The sequence below is a fragment of the Micromonospora sp. HUAS YX12 genome (assembly GCF_040215685.1).
GTDB lineage: Bacteria > Actinomycetota > Actinomycetes > Mycobacteriales > Micromonosporaceae > Micromonospora > Micromonospora tulbaghiae.
Genome location: NZ_CP157974.1, coordinates 178,205 through 196,783 on the forward strand (window position 1 = coordinate 178,205; position 18,579 = coordinate 196,783).

Annotated in this window: 20 protein-coding genes; 4 read left to right on the forward strand and 16 right to left on the reverse strand. The window is 72.9% G+C overall.

The features are described 5' to 3' along the window. Positions 1-113: 113 nt before the first annotated feature. The 4 genes from ABIH81_RS00835 to ABIH81_RS00850 form a co-directional block, all read right to left on the reverse strand. Positions 114-725, reverse strand: a complete 612-nt coding sequence (locus ABIH81_RS00835) for a Uma2 family endonuclease (protein ID WP_349878513.1) — start codon at positions 723-725, stop codon at positions 114-116. Then, a complete protein-coding gene (locus ABIH81_RS00840) occupies positions 694-1,098 on the reverse strand; it encodes a type II toxin-antitoxin system VapC family toxin (protein ID WP_120571149.1) in 405 nt (134 codons plus the stop codon). Before ABIH81_RS00840 ends, ABIH81_RS00835 begins: the two co-directional genes overlap by 32 nt. Further along, positions 1,095-1,286 (reverse strand): hypothetical protein, encoded by a 192-nt coding sequence (locus tag ABIH81_RS00845; protein ID WP_349878514.1) that lies wholly within the window; start codon positions 1,284-1,286, stop codon positions 1,095-1,097. The genes ABIH81_RS00840 and ABIH81_RS00845 overlap by 4 nt, the downstream gene beginning before the upstream one ends. 139 nt (positions 1,287-1,425) lie before the next feature. Continuing rightward, the gene (locus tag ABIH81_RS00850; protein WP_349878515.1) at positions 1,426-1,971 is read right to left on the reverse strand and encodes a GNAT family N-acetyltransferase; all 546 of its coding nucleotides are present in this window, start codon (positions 1,969-1,971) and stop codon (positions 1,426-1,428) included. Between the two features lie 51 nt (positions 1,972-2,022). On the opposite strand from ABIH81_RS00850, the gene ABIH81_RS00855 reads away from it, so the two are divergent. After that, positions 2,023-2,865 (forward strand): YhjD/YihY/BrkB family envelope integrity protein, encoded by an 843-nt coding sequence (locus ABIH81_RS00855; protein ID WP_349878517.1) that lies wholly within the window; start codon positions 2,023-2,025, stop codon positions 2,863-2,865. 10 nt (positions 2,866-2,875) lie between these two features. Here ABIH81_RS00855 and ABIH81_RS00860 read toward each other — a convergent pair whose 3' ends face one another. After that, a complete protein-coding gene (locus ABIH81_RS00860; RefSeq protein ID WP_349878518.1) occupies positions 2,876-4,045 on the reverse strand; it encodes an alkaline phosphatase PhoX in 1,170 nt (389 codons plus the stop codon). Between the two features lie 104 nt (positions 4,046-4,149). Then, positions 4,150-4,569: a 50S ribosomal protein L7/L12 gene (locus ABIH81_RS00865; RefSeq protein ID WP_349878520.1), complete on the reverse strand. Its 420-nt coding sequence runs from the start codon at positions 4,567-4,569 to the stop codon at positions 4,150-4,152. Between the two features lie 68 nt (positions 4,570-4,637). Between ABIH81_RS00865 and ABIH81_RS00870 the strand changes: the two genes are divergently transcribed. After that, positions 4,638-6,233: an NAD(P)/FAD-dependent oxidoreductase gene (locus tag ABIH81_RS00870; RefSeq protein ID WP_349878521.1), complete on the forward strand. Its 1,596-nt coding sequence runs from the start codon at positions 4,638-4,640 to the stop codon at positions 6,231-6,233. A gap of 56 nt (positions 6,234-6,289) precedes the next feature. Here the strand turns inward: ABIH81_RS00870 and ABIH81_RS00875 are convergent, their stop codons facing one another. Together ABIH81_RS00875 and ABIH81_RS00880 are read right to left on the reverse strand one after the other, a co-directional pair. Continuing rightward, complete coding sequence (locus tag ABIH81_RS00875) at positions 6,290-6,928, reverse strand: TMEM175 family protein (protein ID WP_349881265.1); 639 nt, start codon at positions 6,926-6,928, stop codon at positions 6,290-6,292. Between the two features lie 108 nt (positions 6,929-7,036). Continuing rightward, positions 7,037-8,617, reverse strand: a complete 1,581-nt coding sequence (locus tag ABIH81_RS00880) for a Rieske 2Fe-2S domain-containing protein (RefSeq protein WP_349878523.1) — start codon at positions 8,615-8,617, stop codon at positions 7,037-7,039. A 248-nt stretch (positions 8,618-8,865) separates the two neighbouring features. On the opposite strand from ABIH81_RS00880, the gene ABIH81_RS00885 reads away from it, so the two are divergent. Further along, positions 8,866-9,090 (forward strand): hypothetical protein, encoded by a 225-nt coding sequence (locus ABIH81_RS00885; protein ID WP_081635946.1) that lies wholly within the window; start codon positions 8,866-8,868, stop codon positions 9,088-9,090. A 78-nt stretch (positions 9,091-9,168) separates the two neighbouring features. Here ABIH81_RS00885 and ABIH81_RS00890 read toward each other — a convergent pair whose 3' ends face one another. The 8 genes from ABIH81_RS00890 to ABIH81_RS00925 form a co-directional block, all read right to left on the reverse strand. Next, on the reverse strand, positions 9,169-10,395 hold the full coding sequence (locus ABIH81_RS00890; RefSeq protein ID WP_349878524.1) for a DivIVA domain-containing protein: 1,227 nt from the start codon (positions 10,393-10,395) through the stop codon (positions 9,169-9,171). 22 nt (positions 10,396-10,417) lie between these two features. Next, positions 10,418-11,563, reverse strand: coding sequence for a 23S rRNA (adenine(2503)-C(2))-methyltransferase RlmN (gene rlmN, locus ABIH81_RS00895; protein ID WP_349878526.1), 1,146 nt, complete (start codon positions 11,561-11,563; stop codon positions 10,418-10,420). A 104-nt stretch (positions 11,564-11,667) separates the two neighbouring features. Then, positions 11,668-12,978, reverse strand: a complete 1,311-nt coding sequence (locus tag ABIH81_RS00900; protein ID WP_349878528.1) for a phosphatidate cytidylyltransferase — start codon at positions 12,976-12,978, stop codon at positions 11,668-11,670. Between the two features lie 253 nt (positions 12,979-13,231). After that, complete coding sequence (gene frr, locus ABIH81_RS00905; protein WP_135243773.1) at positions 13,232-13,789, reverse strand: ribosome recycling factor; 558 nt, start codon at positions 13,787-13,789, stop codon at positions 13,232-13,234. Between the two features lie 86 nt (positions 13,790-13,875). After that, complete coding sequence (gene pyrH / locus ABIH81_RS00910) at positions 13,876-14,643, reverse strand: UMP kinase (RefSeq protein WP_013284607.1); 768 nt, start codon at positions 14,641-14,643, stop codon at positions 13,876-13,878. Between the two features lie 157 nt (positions 14,644-14,800). Next, complete coding sequence (tsf, locus tag ABIH81_RS00915) at positions 14,801-15,628, reverse strand: translation elongation factor Ts (protein ID WP_349878530.1); 828 nt, start codon at positions 15,626-15,628, stop codon at positions 14,801-14,803. Between the two features lie 127 nt (positions 15,629-15,755). Next, positions 15,756-16,607 carry a 30S ribosomal protein S2 gene (gene rpsB / locus ABIH81_RS00920; protein WP_349878532.1) on the reverse strand — a complete coding sequence of 284 codons (852 nt, stop codon included), beginning with the start codon at positions 16,605-16,607 and terminating at the stop codon, positions 15,756-15,758. A gap of 294 nt (positions 16,608-16,901) precedes the next feature. After that, the gene (locus tag ABIH81_RS00925; RefSeq protein ID WP_349878533.1) at positions 16,902-17,966 is read right to left on the reverse strand and encodes a hypothetical protein; all 1,065 of its coding nucleotides are present in this window, start codon (positions 17,964-17,966) and stop codon (positions 16,902-16,904) included. 253 nt (positions 17,967-18,219) lie between these two features. Between ABIH81_RS00925 and ABIH81_RS00930 the strand changes: the two genes are divergently transcribed. After that, entirely contained in the window at positions 18,220-18,579 is a 360-nt protein-coding gene (locus ABIH81_RS00930) for a YraN family protein (RefSeq protein WP_349878535.1), read from the forward strand.

Here is an 18,579-nt window from a genome sequence, read left to right on the forward strand (position 1 = left end):
AGCGCCTCACCCCGGTTCGTCCCGGAGTGCCCGGCGACATGATCGACTCCACTTTGCCGAGGTGGCGGCATCAGGGTTGCCGCGATGCCACCACTTCGGCGAACCGGTGTCGATCACGCCTGCGGCGCCTCCTCGTCGAGCAGGTCGGCCGGGTCGATGCTGAACTCGAACGGCTCCCGCATCACGAACGTCGTACCGGCGGCCGCGGCCGCCAGCGGCCGGTACTCACCCTCGACCAGTTCGTAGAGGGCGAGCGCGGGCACCCGGTTGCGCAGGTCGACCCGGAGGAAGTAGGGCACACCGGCGGCCGCGTACTCCCGTGGCCTGTCGATCACGCCTGACGGTGCGATCTCCCCCACCAGCAGCACGTCCGCCACGATCGCAGCCCGGCGGCCGCCGGCCGGCCGTCGCAGCACGACCAGGTCGGGAACGAACAGGTCGTCACCGGACACCAGGTTGACCGACCGACAGCCCCACCGGCCGGCGGCCCGGGCCGCCACCCCGATCCGGTACGCGAGATGGAGATGTGCCGTACGCCGGTCGACGCCGCTGCCCGGCGTGACGATCACACAGCCACGCAGCACCTCGATCCTCGGGCCGTTGTTCTCCGGCAGCAGGTCGAGTGCCGCCGCGGCCGTCCAGGGCTGATCCCGGCGGCCGAGCAGATCCAGCGACCCGCCGGACGGGTCGCGGTCAGGCCAGGTCGAGGAGCTTGAGATCGTCATGGTCGGCGAAGTCCGCGTAGTCCTTGCCGTTGAAGGTCGCGAGCGGAAGCCGGTGGACCAGGCAGCATGCGGCGATCCATGAGTCGTTGACCGGCCGCGGCCGTCCACGAAGCTGGGCCGCTGCTTGAATTCGCCCCCAACGTACCGCGACGGCCTCGTCGAAGGGCAGCAGGACCAGGTTCCGGCGCCAGCGCGCGAGGTCAGCCAACTTGCGCGGGCCCCAGCTGCGGACCACGGTCCACTTGGTCAGCTCTCCCAACGTCACGAAGGTGATGGCGAGGGTCGACCCGGTCAGCCGCGCTCTCAACCGCTCGTCCACCCGGCCTCGCAGGATCGCCGATGCCACGTCGGTGTCCAGGACGATGATGCTCAAGCCAGTCCCTCGCGCCGCGAGGCGTACAGGTCGGCGAGGAAGCGTTCGAGTTCCTCGTCCGATTCGATCAGGTCCGGACGGGCAAGGTCGTCGAGACTGGTGACCGGCTCGACGCCCTGGCGCCGTGCGAGTTCGTCGGCCGGCACGTGAACCGTGCCCGGCCAGTCCGGGTTGCGCTCGGTCGACATGGGGGCGCTCACCTTCTCCACCTCACTGAATGCCTCATCCTCTCACCTGGCGACGCTGAAACCTGCCGATCGCGCCCGAGGCTCGCACGTTCCCGGGACCGCCGGTCGCACCCGCTGTGCGTCCCGCCGCTCCGACCGGTCAGGCGGGGCGCTCCAGGACGAAGGTCTCCAGTTCGACCCCGCCGTACCAGTCGGTGCGCACACCCGCGTGCGTCATGCCGAGGCGCCGGGCCACCGCCATCGACGGGTCGTTCCCGGCCATCACCACCGCGTACACCCTCGGGGTTCCGGTGGCGAACTCGCGTTCCAGCACCGCGCGGGCCGCCTCGGTGGCGTAGCCGTGGCCCTGGGCGTCGGGGTGCAGGTGCCAGCCGACCTCGATGTCGTCGGTCAGGGTGACGCCGTCGCGGCCCGGTAGCGGCTTGAGCAGGATGCTCCCCGCCACCGGCCCGCCGTCGCGCGGCTCGATCGCCCACAGGCCCCACCGGCCGGCGTACGGCGACCAGCGCTCCCGCCACAGCTGGACCCGCTCGCGCGCCTCGGACGGGTCGGTCATCCGCCCCTTGCCGCCGCCCAGCCAGCGCATCACCTCGTCCCGGGAGTAGATGTCGAAGATCCGGGCCAGGTCGCCTGGAGACTCGGTCCAGTCGCGCAGCACCAGCCGCTCGGTCGTGGCGATCGTCATGCCGCCGGATCGTAATGCGTGGCGCGCGCCCGTACGGGGAACGAGAGGGCGATGGGCGGCGGGTGGGAGCGGACGAAGCGGATCACGGCTGCGGCGTTCCGGCCGGTCCGTGGCCGGGATCTGTCGCTGCACGCCGCCGCGATCACCTTCTACGGCGCGATCGCCGTGGTGCCGGTCGCGTTGCTGGCGATCTGGCTGACCGGGCTGCTCGCCGGGGCGGACCGGGTGCGGCGGCTGACCGGGTACGCCATCGACACGCTGCCCACCGAGATCGGCGCGCACCGGGCGGCGGCCGCGCTCGTCGAGGCGGGGCTGGGGCTGACCCCGCTGCTGGCGCTGGCCTCTCTGCTGCCGGCCTCCCTCTACGGGGAGGGGCTGCGCCGCGCCTTCGTCTCGGTGGCCGAGCCGCGCGCCGAGTCCGGCGCGCTGGTCGGCTGGCGGGGCCGGCTGCTGCTGCTCCCGCTGCTGGCACCGGCCCCGGCGCTGCTGCTGTCGATCCTGCTCGGGCTACCGATGACCACGCGGCTGGTACGCCAGGGCGGCTGGATCGGCGCGCTCGGCGTGGTGCTGTCGTTCCTGGCGGTGTGGCTGGTGCTCACGCCGGTGCTGATCTGGGTGTTCCGGGTGGTCGGCCCGGCCTCCCCGGACTGGCTCGCCACCGTGGCGCTGGGCTCGTTCACGGCGGCGAACCTGTCCGGCTTCGTGCACGGCTTCGTGCTGTTCTGCTCGCTGCCGCTGGACCTGGGCGTGCCGTTCGGCGGCTTCGACGAGATCGGGGGCGGCGTGGCGGTGCTGCTCTGGCTGTACCTGTTCCACGTGATCGTGCTGTCCGGCTACTCGGCCACGCTGGCGGCGAGCCGGTGGCGGGCCACCCGGGAGGCGGCCCGCGCCTGACGGCCGCGGGTCAGCGCCGGAACGGGCCGCGCACCTCGTACGTGATGCCGCCGGTGCCGGCCCGGGCGCCGCTGGTGCCGCGCTGCGAGGAGAAGTAGAGCCGGCTGCCGTCCGGCGAGAACGCCGGCCCGGTGATCTCCGACTCGGACTGCCCGAGGAGCCGCAGGAACGGGGTCACCACACCGGCCGGCGTGATCACGTTGATCTCCATGTCGCCGCCGTCCTCGGCCACGTAGAGGTCACCGCCGGCGGTGCCGGTGATGTTGTCGACGCCGGTCAGCGGCGCGGCGCCGGCCGGCACCAGCGAGTCGTCGTACGCGAGGTCGAGCCGCTGGTTCACCGCGTCGTACGCCCACACCCGGTTGTCCCCCTTGGTGGTGAACCAGCAGGTGTCGTCGGCGTACCAGCAGCCCTCGCCGCCGTCGAACGTCTGCGCCGCGGCCACCTGGTAGCGGGTGGGCACCGGGAACCCGTCGCGGTCCGGCAGATCCCGCCAGGTCACGGCCCCGGTCACCTGGCCGTCCGGGGCGCAGAGCACCTGCACCCGGCCGGTGCGCAGGTCGCCCCAGGTGTCCGGGACGAACCGGTAGAAGCAGCCGTCCCCCTCGTCCTCGGTCAGGTAGACCACCCGCCGCACCGGGTCGCAGGCCGCCGCCTCGTGCTTGAAGCGACCCATCCGGGTCCGCTCCTCGCCGGACCGGCCGCCGGCCGGCCAGGTCTCGAAGACCCGGCCCAGCGGCACCTCCTCGCAGGACAGCCACGTCCCCCACGGGGTCGGCCCGCCCGCGCAGTTGACGTTCGTGCCGCCGAGGATCCGGTACGCGGCGGCGATCGCGCCGTCGGCGGTGAACCGCACCGCCGAGGCGCCGCCGACGAGCGGCACCTCCGAGTTGGAGACGTAGATCCAGCCGTCGCCGGCCGGGAAGCAGGCGCCGCCGTCCGGCGCCGGGTGCCAGGTGTACGAGGTGCCCGCGACCCGCTGACCGGACCGCGCGATCACCCGGCTGGTGAAGCCGGCCGGCAACTGGAGGCCGTTGGCGTCGGCGGCCAGCAGGTCGCCGTACGGGCCGGGGCCGGGCTGGGCGGGCTGGGCGGGGGCGGCCGCGGCGGCCCAGAGACCACCGGCGAAGGCGGCGGCGCCACCGGCGGCGGTGGCACGCAGGACGGTACGACGATCCATCGGGGATTACCTCCCGGAGGCGGTGGGTGTCCCGTCGACGGTAGGACGGAAATGCATCGACAACTGCCACTATAGGGTGAACGCGGGGTGACGGCCGTCCGGCGTCAGAGGCCCTCGACGTACCGCTTGGCGTCGGCGAGCGACATGTGCGTGTGCTCCCGCACCACCTTGACCGCCTGGATCTTCTTGCCCCGGTGCAGCAGCCGCGCGGCCTCGGCCCGCACCGCGTCGTCGACTGCCGTTCCCGGCACCGGGGCACCGGGCGACCAGGTTCCGCCGGAGGCCAGCAGGTCGACCACCCGCTTCGCGTCCAGCAGCGACAGCCCGGTCTGCTCGCGCAGCACCTTGACCGCCTCCACGGTGCGTCCCTCCCGGGCCAGCCGGAGCACCTCGGCCTGCCCGTCGCCGGCCGGACGGTCCGGGGCGACCAGATCCCGGGGACGGCCGCGCCGCAGCGCGAGCAGGAGGAGGAACACCACCACGACGAGCACCACCGCGAGCGCGATCTGGACAGCCGGGGACATGCGGGGAACGGTAGCGCCCCGCCGCGAACCCTCCCGCCCGTGCCCGGCCGCCGCTACGCTGCGGTCCCATGAGCGACGCGAGTGAGCTGCCGTCCCGCGCCGACGTCGTCGTGGTCGGCGCCGGACACAACGGCCTGGTCTCGGCGATCCTGCTGGCCCGGGCCGGCCTGGACGTGCTGGTGCTGGAGGCATCAGGGGTGATCGGCGGGGCGACCCGCACCGAGAACCCGTTCCCGAAGGTGCCCGGGCTGCGTCACTCCACCGGGTCGTACCTGCTCGGGCTGATGCCGCCGGAACTGCTGGCCACGCTCGACGTGACCATCCCGGTGCTGCGCCGCGACCCGCACTACTTCCTGCCCACGCCGGGCGGGCTCGGCTCGCCGTACCTGCTGGCCGGCAGCGACGTCGCGGCCGGCCGGCGGCAGCTCGCGGAGATGTTCTCCCCCGCCGACGTCGCCGCCGACGACGCGCTGCACGCCGAGCTGGCCCAGTTGCGGGAGGATCTCGCCCCGGCGTGGCTGGCCGAGCCGCTGCCGGTCGAGGAGACCGCCGAACGCTACGTCCGGCCCGCGCTGCGGCAGGTCTTCGTCGACCTGGTCCGCGGCTCGGTGACCGACCACCTGGCCCGCTTCGACTTCCGCTCCGAGCTGCTGGTCAGCATGTACGCGGTCACCGACGGCCTGTCCGGGCTCAACGCCGGCCCGGACGACCCCGGCACCGGCCACAACTTCCTGGTGCACAACATGTGCCGGCTCCCGGGCGCGGACGGCACCTGGATGATCACCCGGGGCGGCATGGGCACCGTGTCGCGCACGTTCGCCGAGGCCGCCGAGCGCGCCGGGGCGCGGATCGTGGCCGACGCGCCGGTCACCGCCATCCGGCTGACCGGGGGCGCCGCCGCCGGGGTGACGCTCGCCGACGGCCGGGAGGTGGACGCCTCCGTGGTGCTCGGCGCCTGTGACCCGTACCGGCTGATGGAGCTGCTGCCCGACGGCGCGCTCCCGGCGGAGCTGGGCGCGCGGATGGCGGCGGTCCGCCGCCCCGGCACCACGCTCAAGCTCAACCTGGCGCTGACCGGGCTCCCGCGCTTCTCCTGCCTGCCGGAGGACGCGCCGAGCCCGTTCGGCTCGACCATCCACCTGCTGCCCGGCTCGGCGTCGCTCGTCGGCGACGGCGGCGAGTCGCCGATGGCGGCGCTGCGCGGCATGTGGGCGGACGTGCGGGCCGGGCGGCTGCCGGACGAGCCGACCATCGAGTGGTACCTGCACACCACAGTCGATCCGTCGCTGTCCGACGACGCGGGGCACCACTCGTCGGCGTTGTTCGTGCAGTCCGTCCCCTACGAGCTGGCCGGCACCACCTGGGAGGCGGCACTGCCCGGCTACGTGCAGCGGCTGCTCGCGATCTGCGAGCGGTACGCCCCGGGCGCCGCCGGCCTCGTCGCGGACGCGGTGCCGCTGCCGCCGCCGGGGATCGAGGCGCACTTCGGCATCACCGGCGGGCACATCCACCACGTCGACAACACCGTGTCGTTCACCGACCGGATGCCGTACGCGACGGGTGTGGACGGCGTGTACGCGGGCAGCGCCGGCTGCCACCCGGCGGGCAGTGTGATCGGCGCGGCCGGGCACAACGCGGCCCGGCGCATCCTCGCCGAGATGTAAGGAAGGGCCCCTTATTAACGCCTCCGGTAGAGGAAGGGCCCCTTCTTAACAGCCGCTCACGGCGTCTCGGGCGCCTCCTGGCCGGCGGACGGGAGGTCGCCCGGACCGCGCACCAGGTAGACGCCGACCAGCAGCAGGTACGCCAGCAGGCTCAGCACCGGGTCGACGAACACGATCGCGAACGCGACCAGGTAGAGCAGCGGACCGAGGCGGAACCGGCGGGCCACCGCCCGCGCCAGCCTCGGGTCGAGGCCCGGGTGCAGCAGCCCGCGGCGGCGCGCCCACCACCAGCTCAGGTTGAAGAACAGCGCCTCACCGAGCACCACGCCCGCGTACAGCGCGGCGGTCAGCCGCTGGTCGCGGACGGTGCCGCGCAGGTTGTCCGCGAGCAGGTCGGCGGTGAACGGGATCGCCGCCACGAACATCAGCAGCAGCAGGTTCAGCACCAGCAGCATCTGGTCGACCCGCCGGACGTAACGCCACATGTTGTGGTGGGTCAGCCAGACCTGGCCGACGATGGCGAAGGTGATCACGTACGCCAGGTAGGCGCGCCACTCGTGCCGCAGCGCGGCCGGCAGCCCGTCGTCCTGCGGCGTGTCCGGGCTGAACGACAGCAGCTCGACGGCCATCAGCGTGAGCACGATGGCGATCACCGCGTCGCTGAACGCCTCCACCCGGGAGGCGTCGCGCGCCATCTCGTTGCCGCGCCCGAACCGGTATTCCGGCTCCCTGTCCGCACCCGTCACGCCGCCCCCTCACGACCGATGGTCGCGTGCCGGGGGCGGCGGACGGGGCGGAAACCGTCAGATGGCCGCTTCCCCGGCCGGCGCCGGGGTCTCCGCGTCGGCGCGGTGCGCGCGGATCTTGTGCCCGACGCTGGTCAGACAGCGCCCGCTGGCGAGGTCGAACTTCCAGCCGTGCAGCTGGCAGGTGAGCTGGTCGCCGTCGACGATGCCGAACCGGCTCAGGTCCGCCTTCAGGTGCGGGCAGCGCCGCTGCACCACCCAGCCGTCGAGCGTGATGTCCTCGGCGTCGACCGCCCGCTCGTGCTCGTCGTACCAGCCCTCGGCGTACTGGAGGCGCTCCTCGGACAGGCACTTGAAGAAGGCGTAGACGAACTCGTTGTACTGGCCGATGCGGGCCGCGGAGAAACGGCAGGACAGGAAGAGCGAGTTGACCCAGTCCACCTCGCCGATGTGCAGCAGGTGCTCGATCAGCGCCCGCTCGGTACGGAACCGGTAGCGGACCTTCTCGTCCGCGTACGGCCGGACCTCCTTGCCCGGGAAGTCCACCACGATCGACTCGACCTCGGAACCGTCGTAGCCGACCAGGTCGAACCGCACCGGGCCGCCGACGCCCTTGGCCAGGTAGATCGACTCGTCCAGCAGCGGCTCGATCCGGCGCTTCATCTCGGCCAGCACGTCGACCTCGGGGTGCCGCCAGGACGCCTTCTCGGCCTCGATCACGCCGCGCTTGCGCTCCCGCATCTCCTCCAGGTGGGCGACCTTGTTCGCGAAGAACTCCTCCACCGGCACCGGGTGCGTGGTGGTCGCGCCCTCGGTGGTGATCTCCGAGACGCTGCCCGGCAGCAGCACGATGCCGTTGGTGCCGCCGACCTTGGCGTACTCGGCCAGGAACACCGACTGGTCGGGGAAGATGTTGCCCTCGTCGCCGAAGATGTCGTTGAACTGCCACAGCTCGTCGTCGAGGAAGCACGGCGGGCCGGCGATCGGGAAGACGTGGTCGGCCTTCAGGTCGTCGATGTAGCGCCAGGTGCGGTCGAACTGCCGGTCCCGCTTCTGCTTGCCGAACGCGGTCTTCGCCGCCTGCGGCAGCTCGTAGACCATCGGGTACCAGATCGCGCCGGAGAACTGGAGCATGTGCGCGTGCACGTGGCCCAGCTCGGCGAACACGCTCAGGTCGGTCGGCCGGGCGTCGTTCTGGTTGAGCAGCCGCACGCCGTCGTACTCGACCCAGAGCGAGGAGTCGCCGATCGGGCCGTCGGTCGGGCTGGTCAGCGCCTGAATCATGATCTTCAGGCCGCCGGGCAGCTCCACCACCTGCTCGTTCGGGGCCCTGAGGAACTTGGTGAAGCCCAGCTCCCGGAACTCGTCCTCCATCTCCGAGGTGGGGAACTCGGGCAGCAGGACGGTGGCGTCCTTGGACACGAAGTCACGCAGGTGCTTCGCGTCGAAGTGGTCCCGGTGCAGGTGCGACACGTACAGGTAGTCGACCTGGCCGAGGGTCGCCCAGTCGAGGAGGGAGTTGTCCGGGAAGGGGAACCACGAGGCGAAGTAGGCGGGGTTGACCCACGGGTCGCACAGGATGCTGCCCGCGGGCGTGTCGATCCGCATGCTGGCATGCCCCGTACCGGTCACTCGCACCGCAGTCCTCCTCAAAAAGGCATCAAGGTGTACGTCAAGACGCTACCGGAGGCAGTGTGCTCGCCGTCCCGCGACGCCGGTAGTGGCCATCCGCCCCCACCGGGACGGGACCAACGACCCGGGCCGGCCGGGCCGCCTGCGGTCGCCCGCCCGGGTCATCCCCGGCACAGGAGGCCGGACCCTGCGCCGGGCCCGGTTGGGCGCGTGCCAGACTGATCGGAGATCCGATCGCGAGGGAAGGACCGACAGTGGCAGGAGACGAGCCGGTAACCGCGCCAGATCAGCACAAGCCCGGACACCGCAAGTCCGGACGGATCGGTGCGGTGCTGTCGGCGTTGGCCTTGGTTCTGATGGCGTTCTGCGGGATCGAGGAGGGCCGGGTGGAGCACATCTGGCTGTTCGGGATCGCCGGACTGCTGATCGCCATCGTCATCGGCGACGCCGTGCTGCGCCGCAACGGCCTGCGGTCCTGACGCGCGGCGCCCACGGTAGTGCGCGAAGGGCCCGCCCCCCGGTGAGGGGGCGGGCCCTTCGTCGTCTCGCGGCCGGGGTCAGCGGCCGAGCAGGATGTCCTGCACGTCCTTGAGCGCGGCGTCGACCTCGGCCTCGAAGTAGCCACCTTGGACCAGCCCGAAGCGCAGCGTGTCGAGTTCCTTCGGGTTCACCGGCATCGGGTTGCGCCCCTGCATGCCGCCGAGCAGCGTCTCGAAGAACCGGTCGACCTGGTCCGGGTCGTACCCGCTGCCGAACCGGCGGACCTGGAAGCTGCGCCGGATCTGGTCGACCCGGTACAGGTCACTGCCGGGCGGGCCGGCCATCGGCGGTCCCACCATCGGCGGACCGGCGACCGGCGGACCCACGAGCGGCGGGCCGGTCATCGAGGGGCCCGGGCCGTAGCCCTGGTCCGGCGGACCGTAACCCGGGTCGGGCGGGCCGTAGCCGGGCTCCGGCGCGCCGTAGCCCTGCTGCGGCAGCGCCGGCGGGCCGCCGGGGCCACGACCACGCAGCTCGCGCTCGGGCATGCGGATCTCGGCGGTCATGTCGGCACGCCCGCGCCGCCCGGCCTCGAACCCGTCGAACCGGTTCTCCTGGCCGTACCCACCGGTGCCACCCTCCGGCGGACCGTAGCCACCCGGGCCGCCGTCCGGCGGGCCGTACCCACCGGGGCCGTTGTCCGGCGGGCCGTAGCCGCCGGGGCCGTTGTCCGCACCGTAGCCGCCCGGGCCGGGGGGCAGGCCGCGCGACGGCGGGCCGCCGTGGCCCATCGGCGCACCCGGACCCATCGGGCCGGGACCACCCGGGCCGCGGGGGCCGTCGTAGCCACCGCGCGGGCCGTCGTAGCCACCGGCGAACGCGCCGGTCGGCTCGTCGTAGCGGTTGCCGTAGCGGTCGGCGGGCGCGCCGGGCTGAGCGGGCATCTGCCGGGGCGGCATCGGCGGCTGCGGCACCGGCGACATGCCCCGGTCGTCGCGCATCGGCGGGCCGAGCCGGTCGGCCATCCGGGGATCGCCACCGCGCCCGGCCGGTGCGCCACCGCGCTCCTCCAGCTCGGCGAGCTGCCGCTCGACCCGGTCGAGGTGCAGGTCGACCTGCCACTCGTCGTAGCCGTTGAACCGGACCCGGAAGACGACGTCGTGGACCTCCTGGGAGGCCACGGGCGCGCCGATCGGCTGGCCGTCGAGTGTCGCCTCGACCCGGTCCAGGAAGGCGTCGACCTCGTCGACCTTGTAGCCCCGGCGGAGCGCCTTACGCCGGAAACGCTGACCCTGACTCGCCACTATGTCTCCTGGTCTCGTACCGCTACGCCGTTGCCGCGCGTGAGTCGCCGTCCGTGTCCCCGGCTGCGGCGAGCTGCCCACAGGCCCCGTCGATCTCGCGTCCCCGGGTGTCGCGCACCGTGGTCGACACCCCGGCGTCGCGCAACCGCCGGACGAACTCCCGCTCGACCGGCTTCGGGCTGGCGTCCCAGCGGCTGCCCGGAGTCGGGTTGAGCGGGATCAGGTTCACGTGGGCCAGCTTGCCGGCCAGCAGCCGCCCGAGCAGATCGGCTCTCCACGGCTGATCGTTCACGTCCTTGATCATCGCGTATTCGATGGACACGCGACGCCCCGTCGTGGCCGCGTAGTCCCACGCCGCGTCCAGCACCTCGGACACCTTCCAGCGCTGGTTGACCGGGACGAGTTCGTCGCGCAGCTCATCATCGGGGGCATGCAGCGACAACGCAAGGGTCACCGAGAGGTCTTCGCTGGCCAGTCGGCGGATCGCCGGTACCAGGCCGACCGTCGAGACGGTGATGTGCCGCTGCGACAGGCCCAGCCCCTCCGGCGCCGGGGCGACCAGCCGGCGGATCGCCGCCACCACCCGCGAATAGTTGGCGAGCGGCTCGCCCATGCCCATGAACACCACGTGCGACAGCCGCGGCGGCGAACCGGCCACCGCGCCGGAGGCGGCCACCCCGGCCAGGTAGACCGCCTGGTCGACGATCTCGGCGGTGGACAGGTTGCGGGTCAGCCCGGCCTGGCCGGTGGCGCAGAACGGGCAGGCCATGCCGCAGCCGGCCTGGCTGGAGATGCAGACGGTCACCCGGTCCGGGTAGCCCATCAGCACGCTCTCCACCAGCGAGCCGTCGTGCAGCCGCCAGAGCGCCTTGCGGGTCGCGCCGTCGTCGCAGGCCAGCTCGCGTACCGGGGTGAGCAGGTTGGGCAGCAGCTCACCCGCCAGCCGCTCCCGGGTCGCCGCCGGCAGGTCGGTCATCTGCTCCGGGTCACGCACCAGGCGGCCGAAGTAGTGGTTGGAGACCTGCTTGGCGCGGAACGCGGGCTCACCCAGCTCGGCGACGAGCGCCTGCCGGCCCGGCAGGTCCAGGTCGGCGAGGTGGCGGGGAGGCATCGCGGGCCGGCGGCCGCGGGCGTCGGGGTCTACGGAAATCAGCGGGAGACTCGTCATGGCGCGTCCAGTCTGACACGCTCCCGCCCGGACGCACCCGTCCGTACGTGTCGAATCGCCCCCGGCCACCCGGTCCGCAGCGGGTCGCCGCCGTGACGCATGCCTCAGCTCACCACCGGGACGAAGACGGCGAGCAGCAGGTAGGCCACCGGCACGGCGAACAGGATCGAGTCGAGCCGGTCCATCAGGCCGCCGTGCCCGGGCAGCAGGTTGCTCATGTCCTTGACGCCGAGATCCCGCTTGATCATCGACTCGGCGAGGTCACCGAGCACCGCCGAGACCGAGATCGCCATCCCGAACAGCGCACCCCACCAGGGGGCCACGTCGAACAACGCCCACAGCAGCGCCGCGCTGCCCGCCGCCGCGGCCGTCACCGAGCCGGCGAAGCCCTCCCAGGACTTCTTCGGGCTGATCGTCGGCGCCATCGGGTGCTTGCCGAAACTCACGCCCGCGGCGTACCCGCCGGTGTCGGAGAGCACCACCGCCGCCAGCGTCACCAGCACCCGCAGGGCCCCGTCGTCGGGCGCCGCCGCGAGCATGGCCGCGAACCCGGCGAGGAACGGCACGTACACCGCGATCAGGGTGGCCGCGGTCAGGTCGCGCTGGTAGTTGCCGGGCCCGTCGCCCAGCCGCCAGATCATCGTGCCCAGCACCGTGACCAGCAGCCCCAGGCACAGCGCGTCGGGGCCCGCGTACCAGGCCAGGCCCACGGTGATCACGCCACCGGCGACGAGCGGCGCCAGCGGCGGGTGGGCGCCGCTGCGGCGTACCGCGCGGGCCATCTCCCAGATGCCGATCCCCACCGCGGCCGCGAGCACGGCGAGGAACGCCGGCATGAAGAAGAACAGCGGCACCACGACCGCCGCGCCGAGGGCCACCCCGACGCCGATCGCGGCCGGCAGGTTGCGCCCCGCCCGGGACGCCTTCGGTGCGGTGGTCGGCGGACGCTCCGCGCTCGCCCGACGGCGTCCCGGCCCGCGGCGGCCGGCCGGCGGCTCGGGCTCGGGCGTGGGTGCGGGCTCGTCGCGTACCGCCGGGATCTGCTCGGTGGGCTCGTCCCGGACCGGCGCGATCTGCGCGGTCGGGTACTCGTCGTCGCGGGCGGGCTCACCCCACGGGCCGCGGTGCTCCGGCCCGTCGGGCCGGCCGCGGTCACCGGCCGGCGGTCCGTCGTACCGGCCCGGGCCGTCGTGGTGCCGCGAGGCCGTCGGGTACGGACCGGGGTACGTGTCCGGACCGGGGTACGTGTCCGGGCCGGCCCCGGGACGGGCGTAGGTGTCCGGCTCGGCGGGGTGGCCGTGCGCGGCCGGGCCGGGCCGCCACGGACCGGGCTCCAGATCGGTGTCCGGCCAGGGCAGGGCCGGGCGGTCCCAGCCACGCGACTCGGTGTTGCCGTAGGGGTCGGGGTGGGACATCACGCACCGGCAGCCGGTACGAGAGCCACCACATGACGCAAGACCAAGACCATCCCCTACCGGCGTGAGACTTCCTGTTTACCGACCGACGGCCGGGCGACTCCCGCCGTTCACCCCGTGGTGGTCGGGAATCGTGCCGAGCCTACTGCACCCGCCGCAGCGCCGAGGGTGTGCGCCGCCGGGCACGACGACGGCACCGGGCCGCCGCCCGGGCGGGCGACGGCGGCGCGGTGCCGTGCAGGTACGCGGGTGCTCAGACCTCGAGCAGCTCGCTCTCCTTGTGCTTGACCAGCTCGTCGACGGTCGCGACGAAGCGCTGGGTCAGGTCGTCCAGCTCCTTCTCCGCGCGCCGGCCCTCGTCCTCGCCGACCTCGCCGTCCTTGACCAGGCGGTCCAGCTCCTCCTTGGCCTTGCGGCGGATGTTGCGGACGGCGACCTTGGCCTCCTCGCCCTTCTGCCGGGCGACCTTGATCATGTCGCGGCGCCGCTCCTCGGTCATCTGCGGCAGGACGATGCGGAGCTGGTTGCCCTCGTTGTTCGGGTTGGCCCCGAGGTCCGAGTCGCGGATCGCCTTCTCCATGGCGCCCAGCTGCGAGTTGTCGTACGGCTTGATGATCACCATGCGCGGCTCGGGCACCGCGATGGACGCCATCTGCGGCAGCGGGGTCGGGCTGCCGTAGTAGTCGATGACGATCCGGGAGAACATGGCGGCGTTGGCGCGTCCGGTACGGATGCCGCCGAACTCCTCCTTGGCGTGCTCGATGGCACGCTCCATCTTCTCCTCCGCCTCGAGGAGGGTGTCGTCGATCACCGGTCTCCTCGCCTCCTTCTGTCGCTCGTCGTGTGTGGTGCGGGTGCTGCCGTGGCAGAGGGACCGCTGCCGGTCCGGCGGGCCGGTCAGGCGGTGATCAGGGTGCCGATCTTCTCGCCGCCGACGGCCCGGACGATGGTGTCGTCGCCCTGGGCGCCGAAGACCAGCATCGGCAGGCCGTTCTCCATGCAGAGGCTGAACGCGGCGGCGTCGGCCACCCGCAGGTTACGGCGCAGCACTTCGGAGAAGGTGATCGAGTCGAGCTTGCTCGCGGTCGGGTCGATCCGGGGGTCGGCGGTGTAGACCGCGTCCACGCCGTTCTTGCTCATCAGCACCACGTCCGCGCGGATCTCCAGCGCCCGCTGGGCGGCCACCGTGTCGGTGGAGAAGTACGGCATGCCGGCGCCGGCGCCGAAGATGACCACACGGCCCTTCTCCAGGTGCCGGATCGCGCGCAGCGGGATGTACGGCTCGGCGACCTGGGCCATGGTGATCGCGCTCTGCACCCGGGTCTCGATGCCCTCCTTCTCCAGGAAGTCCTGGAGGGCCAGGCAGTTCATGACCGTGCCGAGCATGCCCATGTAGTCGGCGCGGGCGCGGTCCATGCCGCGCTTCTGCAGCTCGGCGCCGCGGAAGAAGTTGCCGCCGCCGACCACCACCGACACCTGCACGCCGCGGCGTACCACGGTGGCGATCTGGCGGGCGATGCCCTGCACGACGTCGGGGTCGACGCCGATCGCGCCGCCGCCGAAGACCTCACCGGAGAGCTTCAGCACCACCCGGCGGGACCGACCGGGCGGAGGGGCGGTCGGATCCTCCGCCGCCAGGCTCCGGTCACTCACAACCTGCGTCATCCGCCCCGCCCCTTCTCCCCGCGCATCGCGCGAGCGTCGCGTACGTGCCCCTGCCGACCCTATGTGACGAGGAGGCCGCGGTGCCTGTCGCGTACACCGGCGGCCTCCTCGTCGACGTTCTCCCCTGTGCCCGGGCCGGACGGCCCGGTGCGGCGGCTCAGGCCTGGCCGACCTCGAACCGCAGGAAGCGGGTCACCTCGATGCCGGCCTCGGCCAGCACCTGCTTGACGGTCTTCTTGTTGTCGGCGACCGACGCCTGCTCCAGCAGGACGAAGTCCTTGAAGAAGGCGTTGACCCGGCCCTCGACGATCTTCGGCAGCGCCGCCTCGGGCTTGTTCTCCTCGCGGGCGGTCTGCTCGGCGATGCGCCGCTCGGACTCGACGGTCTCGGCCGGCACCTCGTCACGGGTGAGGTACTTCGGCCGCATCGCGGCGATCTGCATCGCCACGGCGCGCGCGTCGGCGTCGGCCGCCTCGTCGGTCTTGCCGGTGAACTCGACCAGCACGCCGACGGCCGGGGGCAGGTCCTGGCTCTTGCGGTGCATGTAGACCGCGGTGGTGCCGTCCAGCTTGGCGAAGCGGTTGAGCACCAGCTTCTCGCCGATCTTGGCGGACTGCTCCTGGATCAGGTCGGCCACGCTCTTGCCGTCGATGCTGCTGGCGAGCAGCTCCTCGGCGCTGGTGGCGCCGCTGGCCACGCCGTGCTCGACGAGCTGCTGGGCCAGCGCGATGAAGGCGTCGTTCTTGGCGACGAAGTCGGTCTCGCAGTTGAGCTCGAGCAGCGCCTGACCGGAGTGGGCGATGAGGCCGTTGGCGGCGGTGCGCGAGGCCCGCTTGCCGACGTCCTTGGCGCCCTTGACGCGCAGGATCTCGACGGCCTTGTCGAAGTCGCCCTCGGCCTCGGTCAGCGCCTTCTTGGAGTCCATCATGCCGGCGCCGGTGAGGTCGCGGAGCTTCTTGACGTCCGCGGCGGTGAAGTTGGCCATGACTCTCTCTTCGGTGTCAGTGAGGTGGTCTGGGGTGCTGGTTACCCGGTTCCGGGCCGGTTCTGCCCGGCGTACCCGTCGCGTCCCCGCCGCCGGGAATCCGGACGGTGGGGACGCGACGGCGAGATCACTCCGCGGAGGCGGTCGCCGGCTGCTCGGCAGCGGCGGGCGCCGGCTGCTCGTCGGCCTTCTTCGGCTCCTCGAGCAGCTCGCGCTCCCACTCGGCCAGCGGCTCGTCGGCGCCGACCTGGCCGGCCTCGGGCTTCTCGTCCGCGCCCCGGTTACGGCCGGAACGGGCGATCAGACCGTCGGCGACGGCGGCGGCGACGACCTTGGTCAGCAGCTCGGCCGAGCGGATGGCGTCGTCGTTGCCCGGGATCGGGAAGTCGACCTCGTCCGGGTCGCAGTTGGTGTCGAGCACCGCGATCACCGGGATGCCCAGCTTGCGGGCCTCGTCGACGGCGATGTGCTCCTTCTTGGTGTCGACGATCCAGACCGCGGCCGGGAGCTTCTGCATGTCCCGCAGACCACCGAGGGTCTTGGTGAGCTTGATCTTCTCGCGGGAGAGCTGGAGCGTCTCCTTCTTGGTGTAACCGGCGGCGGTGCCGCTCAGGTCACCCAGGGCCTCCAGCTCCTTCATCCGCTGCAGCCGCTTGTACACGGTCTGGAAGTTGGTCAGCATGCCACCGAGCCAGCGGTGGTTGACGTACGGCTGGCCGACCCGGGTCGCCTGCTCGGCGATGGCCTCCTGGGCCTGCTTCTTGGTGCCGACGAACAGGATGCTGCCGCCACCGGCGACGGTGGTGCGGACGAACTCGTACGCCTTCTCGATGTAGTCGAGCGTCTGGCGCAGGTCGATGATGTAGATACCGTTGCGCTCGGTGAAGATGAAGCGCTTCATCTTCGGGTTCCAGCGCCGGGTCTGGTGCCCGAAGTGCACACCGCTTTCCAGCAGCTGACGCATGGTCACGACGGCCATGGTGGGTTACTCCTACGTTGTCCCTGGTTGTCCGTCCGGCCGGCGGCCGGACGCCTGGCGCCCGGTCGCCGGCCAGGGTGGGCCCGGTATGTCAGACCGGGACCAGGGAGGCCGTCGCCCCACGGAGGAGACCGTGGAGAGGGCACGCGAGGTCGACCGCACGAGGCGGTCGCCAGTCGACCAGTGTACGCGCCCTCTCCGCTGCCCGGCCCCCGGGTGCGGAGCACGCCCGGTCACCGCGGGCCGCAACCGCTCGCCGGCTGCGGCCTGGATCAGCGGACTGCGGACTGCCGCTCAGCCGGCGGCGAGCGCGGCGGCGAGGAACAGCACCAGGCCGACGGTCAGGTACGCCGTCGGCGGGCGCAGCCAGCCCCGGCTGCCGTCGGCGAGCGCCAGCCCGCCGGTACGCAGCCCGTACAGGCCGGTGCCGAAGATCGGCAGCCCGACCACCAGGAAGATGCCCACCACCACGTGTGACGTCGACACCGGGTCGCCGAACAGGCCGTGCAGCAACACCCGTACCGCCGGCACCTCCAGCACCAGCACCATCACCGCCAGCAGCACCGCCAGCGCGGGGCGCCGGGTCCGGTAGACGCCGTCACCGGGCGGCGGCCCGTCCGGGCGCGGCAGCACCGCGGGCATCGGCCCGGTCGGCATCTCCAGCGGGTTCGGGGTCGCCACCGGCTGGGCCGGACCGCCCGGACGCTCGCCGATCCGCAGCGGGGTCGCCTCGCCGGGGTGCAGCCGCGCCGCGGCGGCCGGTTCGGCTCCGCCGTCCGGGCCGGTGGTTCCCGGCGCCCCCTCGACGACCGGGTAGCCGCCGATCGGGCTGAGCCGGGGCTTGTCGACGCCGGCAGCGCTCCGGGCGTCGACGCCGGGGCCGCCGGCCGGGTCGCTGCCGTGGGCGATGAGGCCGTACGGGTCGGTGCCGGCCGGGGCGGCCCCGGTCAGCGGGGCGGTCGCCGGCGTACCGAGCGAACTCGACAGCGGGTTCCCGTGCGCGGCGGTGCCGAGCGCGTCGACGCCGCTGCGGGACACCGCGCCGAGCGGGTCGTCCGCGCCACGGGCCGCCGACTCGCGGGCCGCGCGGCGGCCGGCGCGTGACCCGGGCAGCTCACCGGAGACCTCCGGGTCGTCCGGCCGCTGCGACCGCCAGCTGCTCGTGTCGTCCACCAGCGGATCGGCGGCGGAGTACCGGCCCGGCTCGGCGTACCGGTTCTCACCGGCGCGCTGCTCGGGCGTGCGGTAGTCGTCGTCGCGGTAGCGGGGCTCGCCCGCGGCGCGCCAGTCCGACTCGTATCCCCGGTCGCCCCATCGCGACCCCTGCTCATCCTCGGAGTAGCTCCGTCGTCCGTCCACGACCGGCACCGTATGCGACGGGCACCAGCCGCGCCATTCGGGTCGCCCGGCGATCGGCCCAGGTCAGCGCCGATATCGCCGGGTCGCCGCCGGGACACGGTCAGTAGCCGTAGTCGGCTCGTCGTGCCTCTGCCGGGCCGCTCCGTAGCAGATCGAGCTCATGATCGTCGTTCCGTCCACAGGCGGCACCTTGTCCACAGGCAACCGATCCGCGTCACCCCTGATCGCGGCCGCCGGTCGCATGCTGGCCGGCATGACGAACCGGAACCGAGCCGTCGGGGCGTACGGCGAGCGGTGCGCGCTACGGCACCTGATCGAGACGGGCCTGCGCCCGGTCGCCCGCAACTGGCGCTGTCCCGACGGGGAGATCGACATCATCGCCTGGGAGGGCCCGGTCCTCGCCGTCTGCGAGGTCAAGACCCGCCGTACCGAGCAGTTCGGCTCCCCCGCCGAGGCCGTCGTACCGGCCAAGGCCCGCCGGCTGCGCGGCCTGGCCGCCCGCTGGCTCGCCGAGACCGGCACCACAGCCGACGAGGTCCGCTTCGACGTGCTCTCCGTCCGGCTCCCGCTCACCGGCCCCGCCCGCGTCGAGCACCTCCGCGGCGCGTTCTGA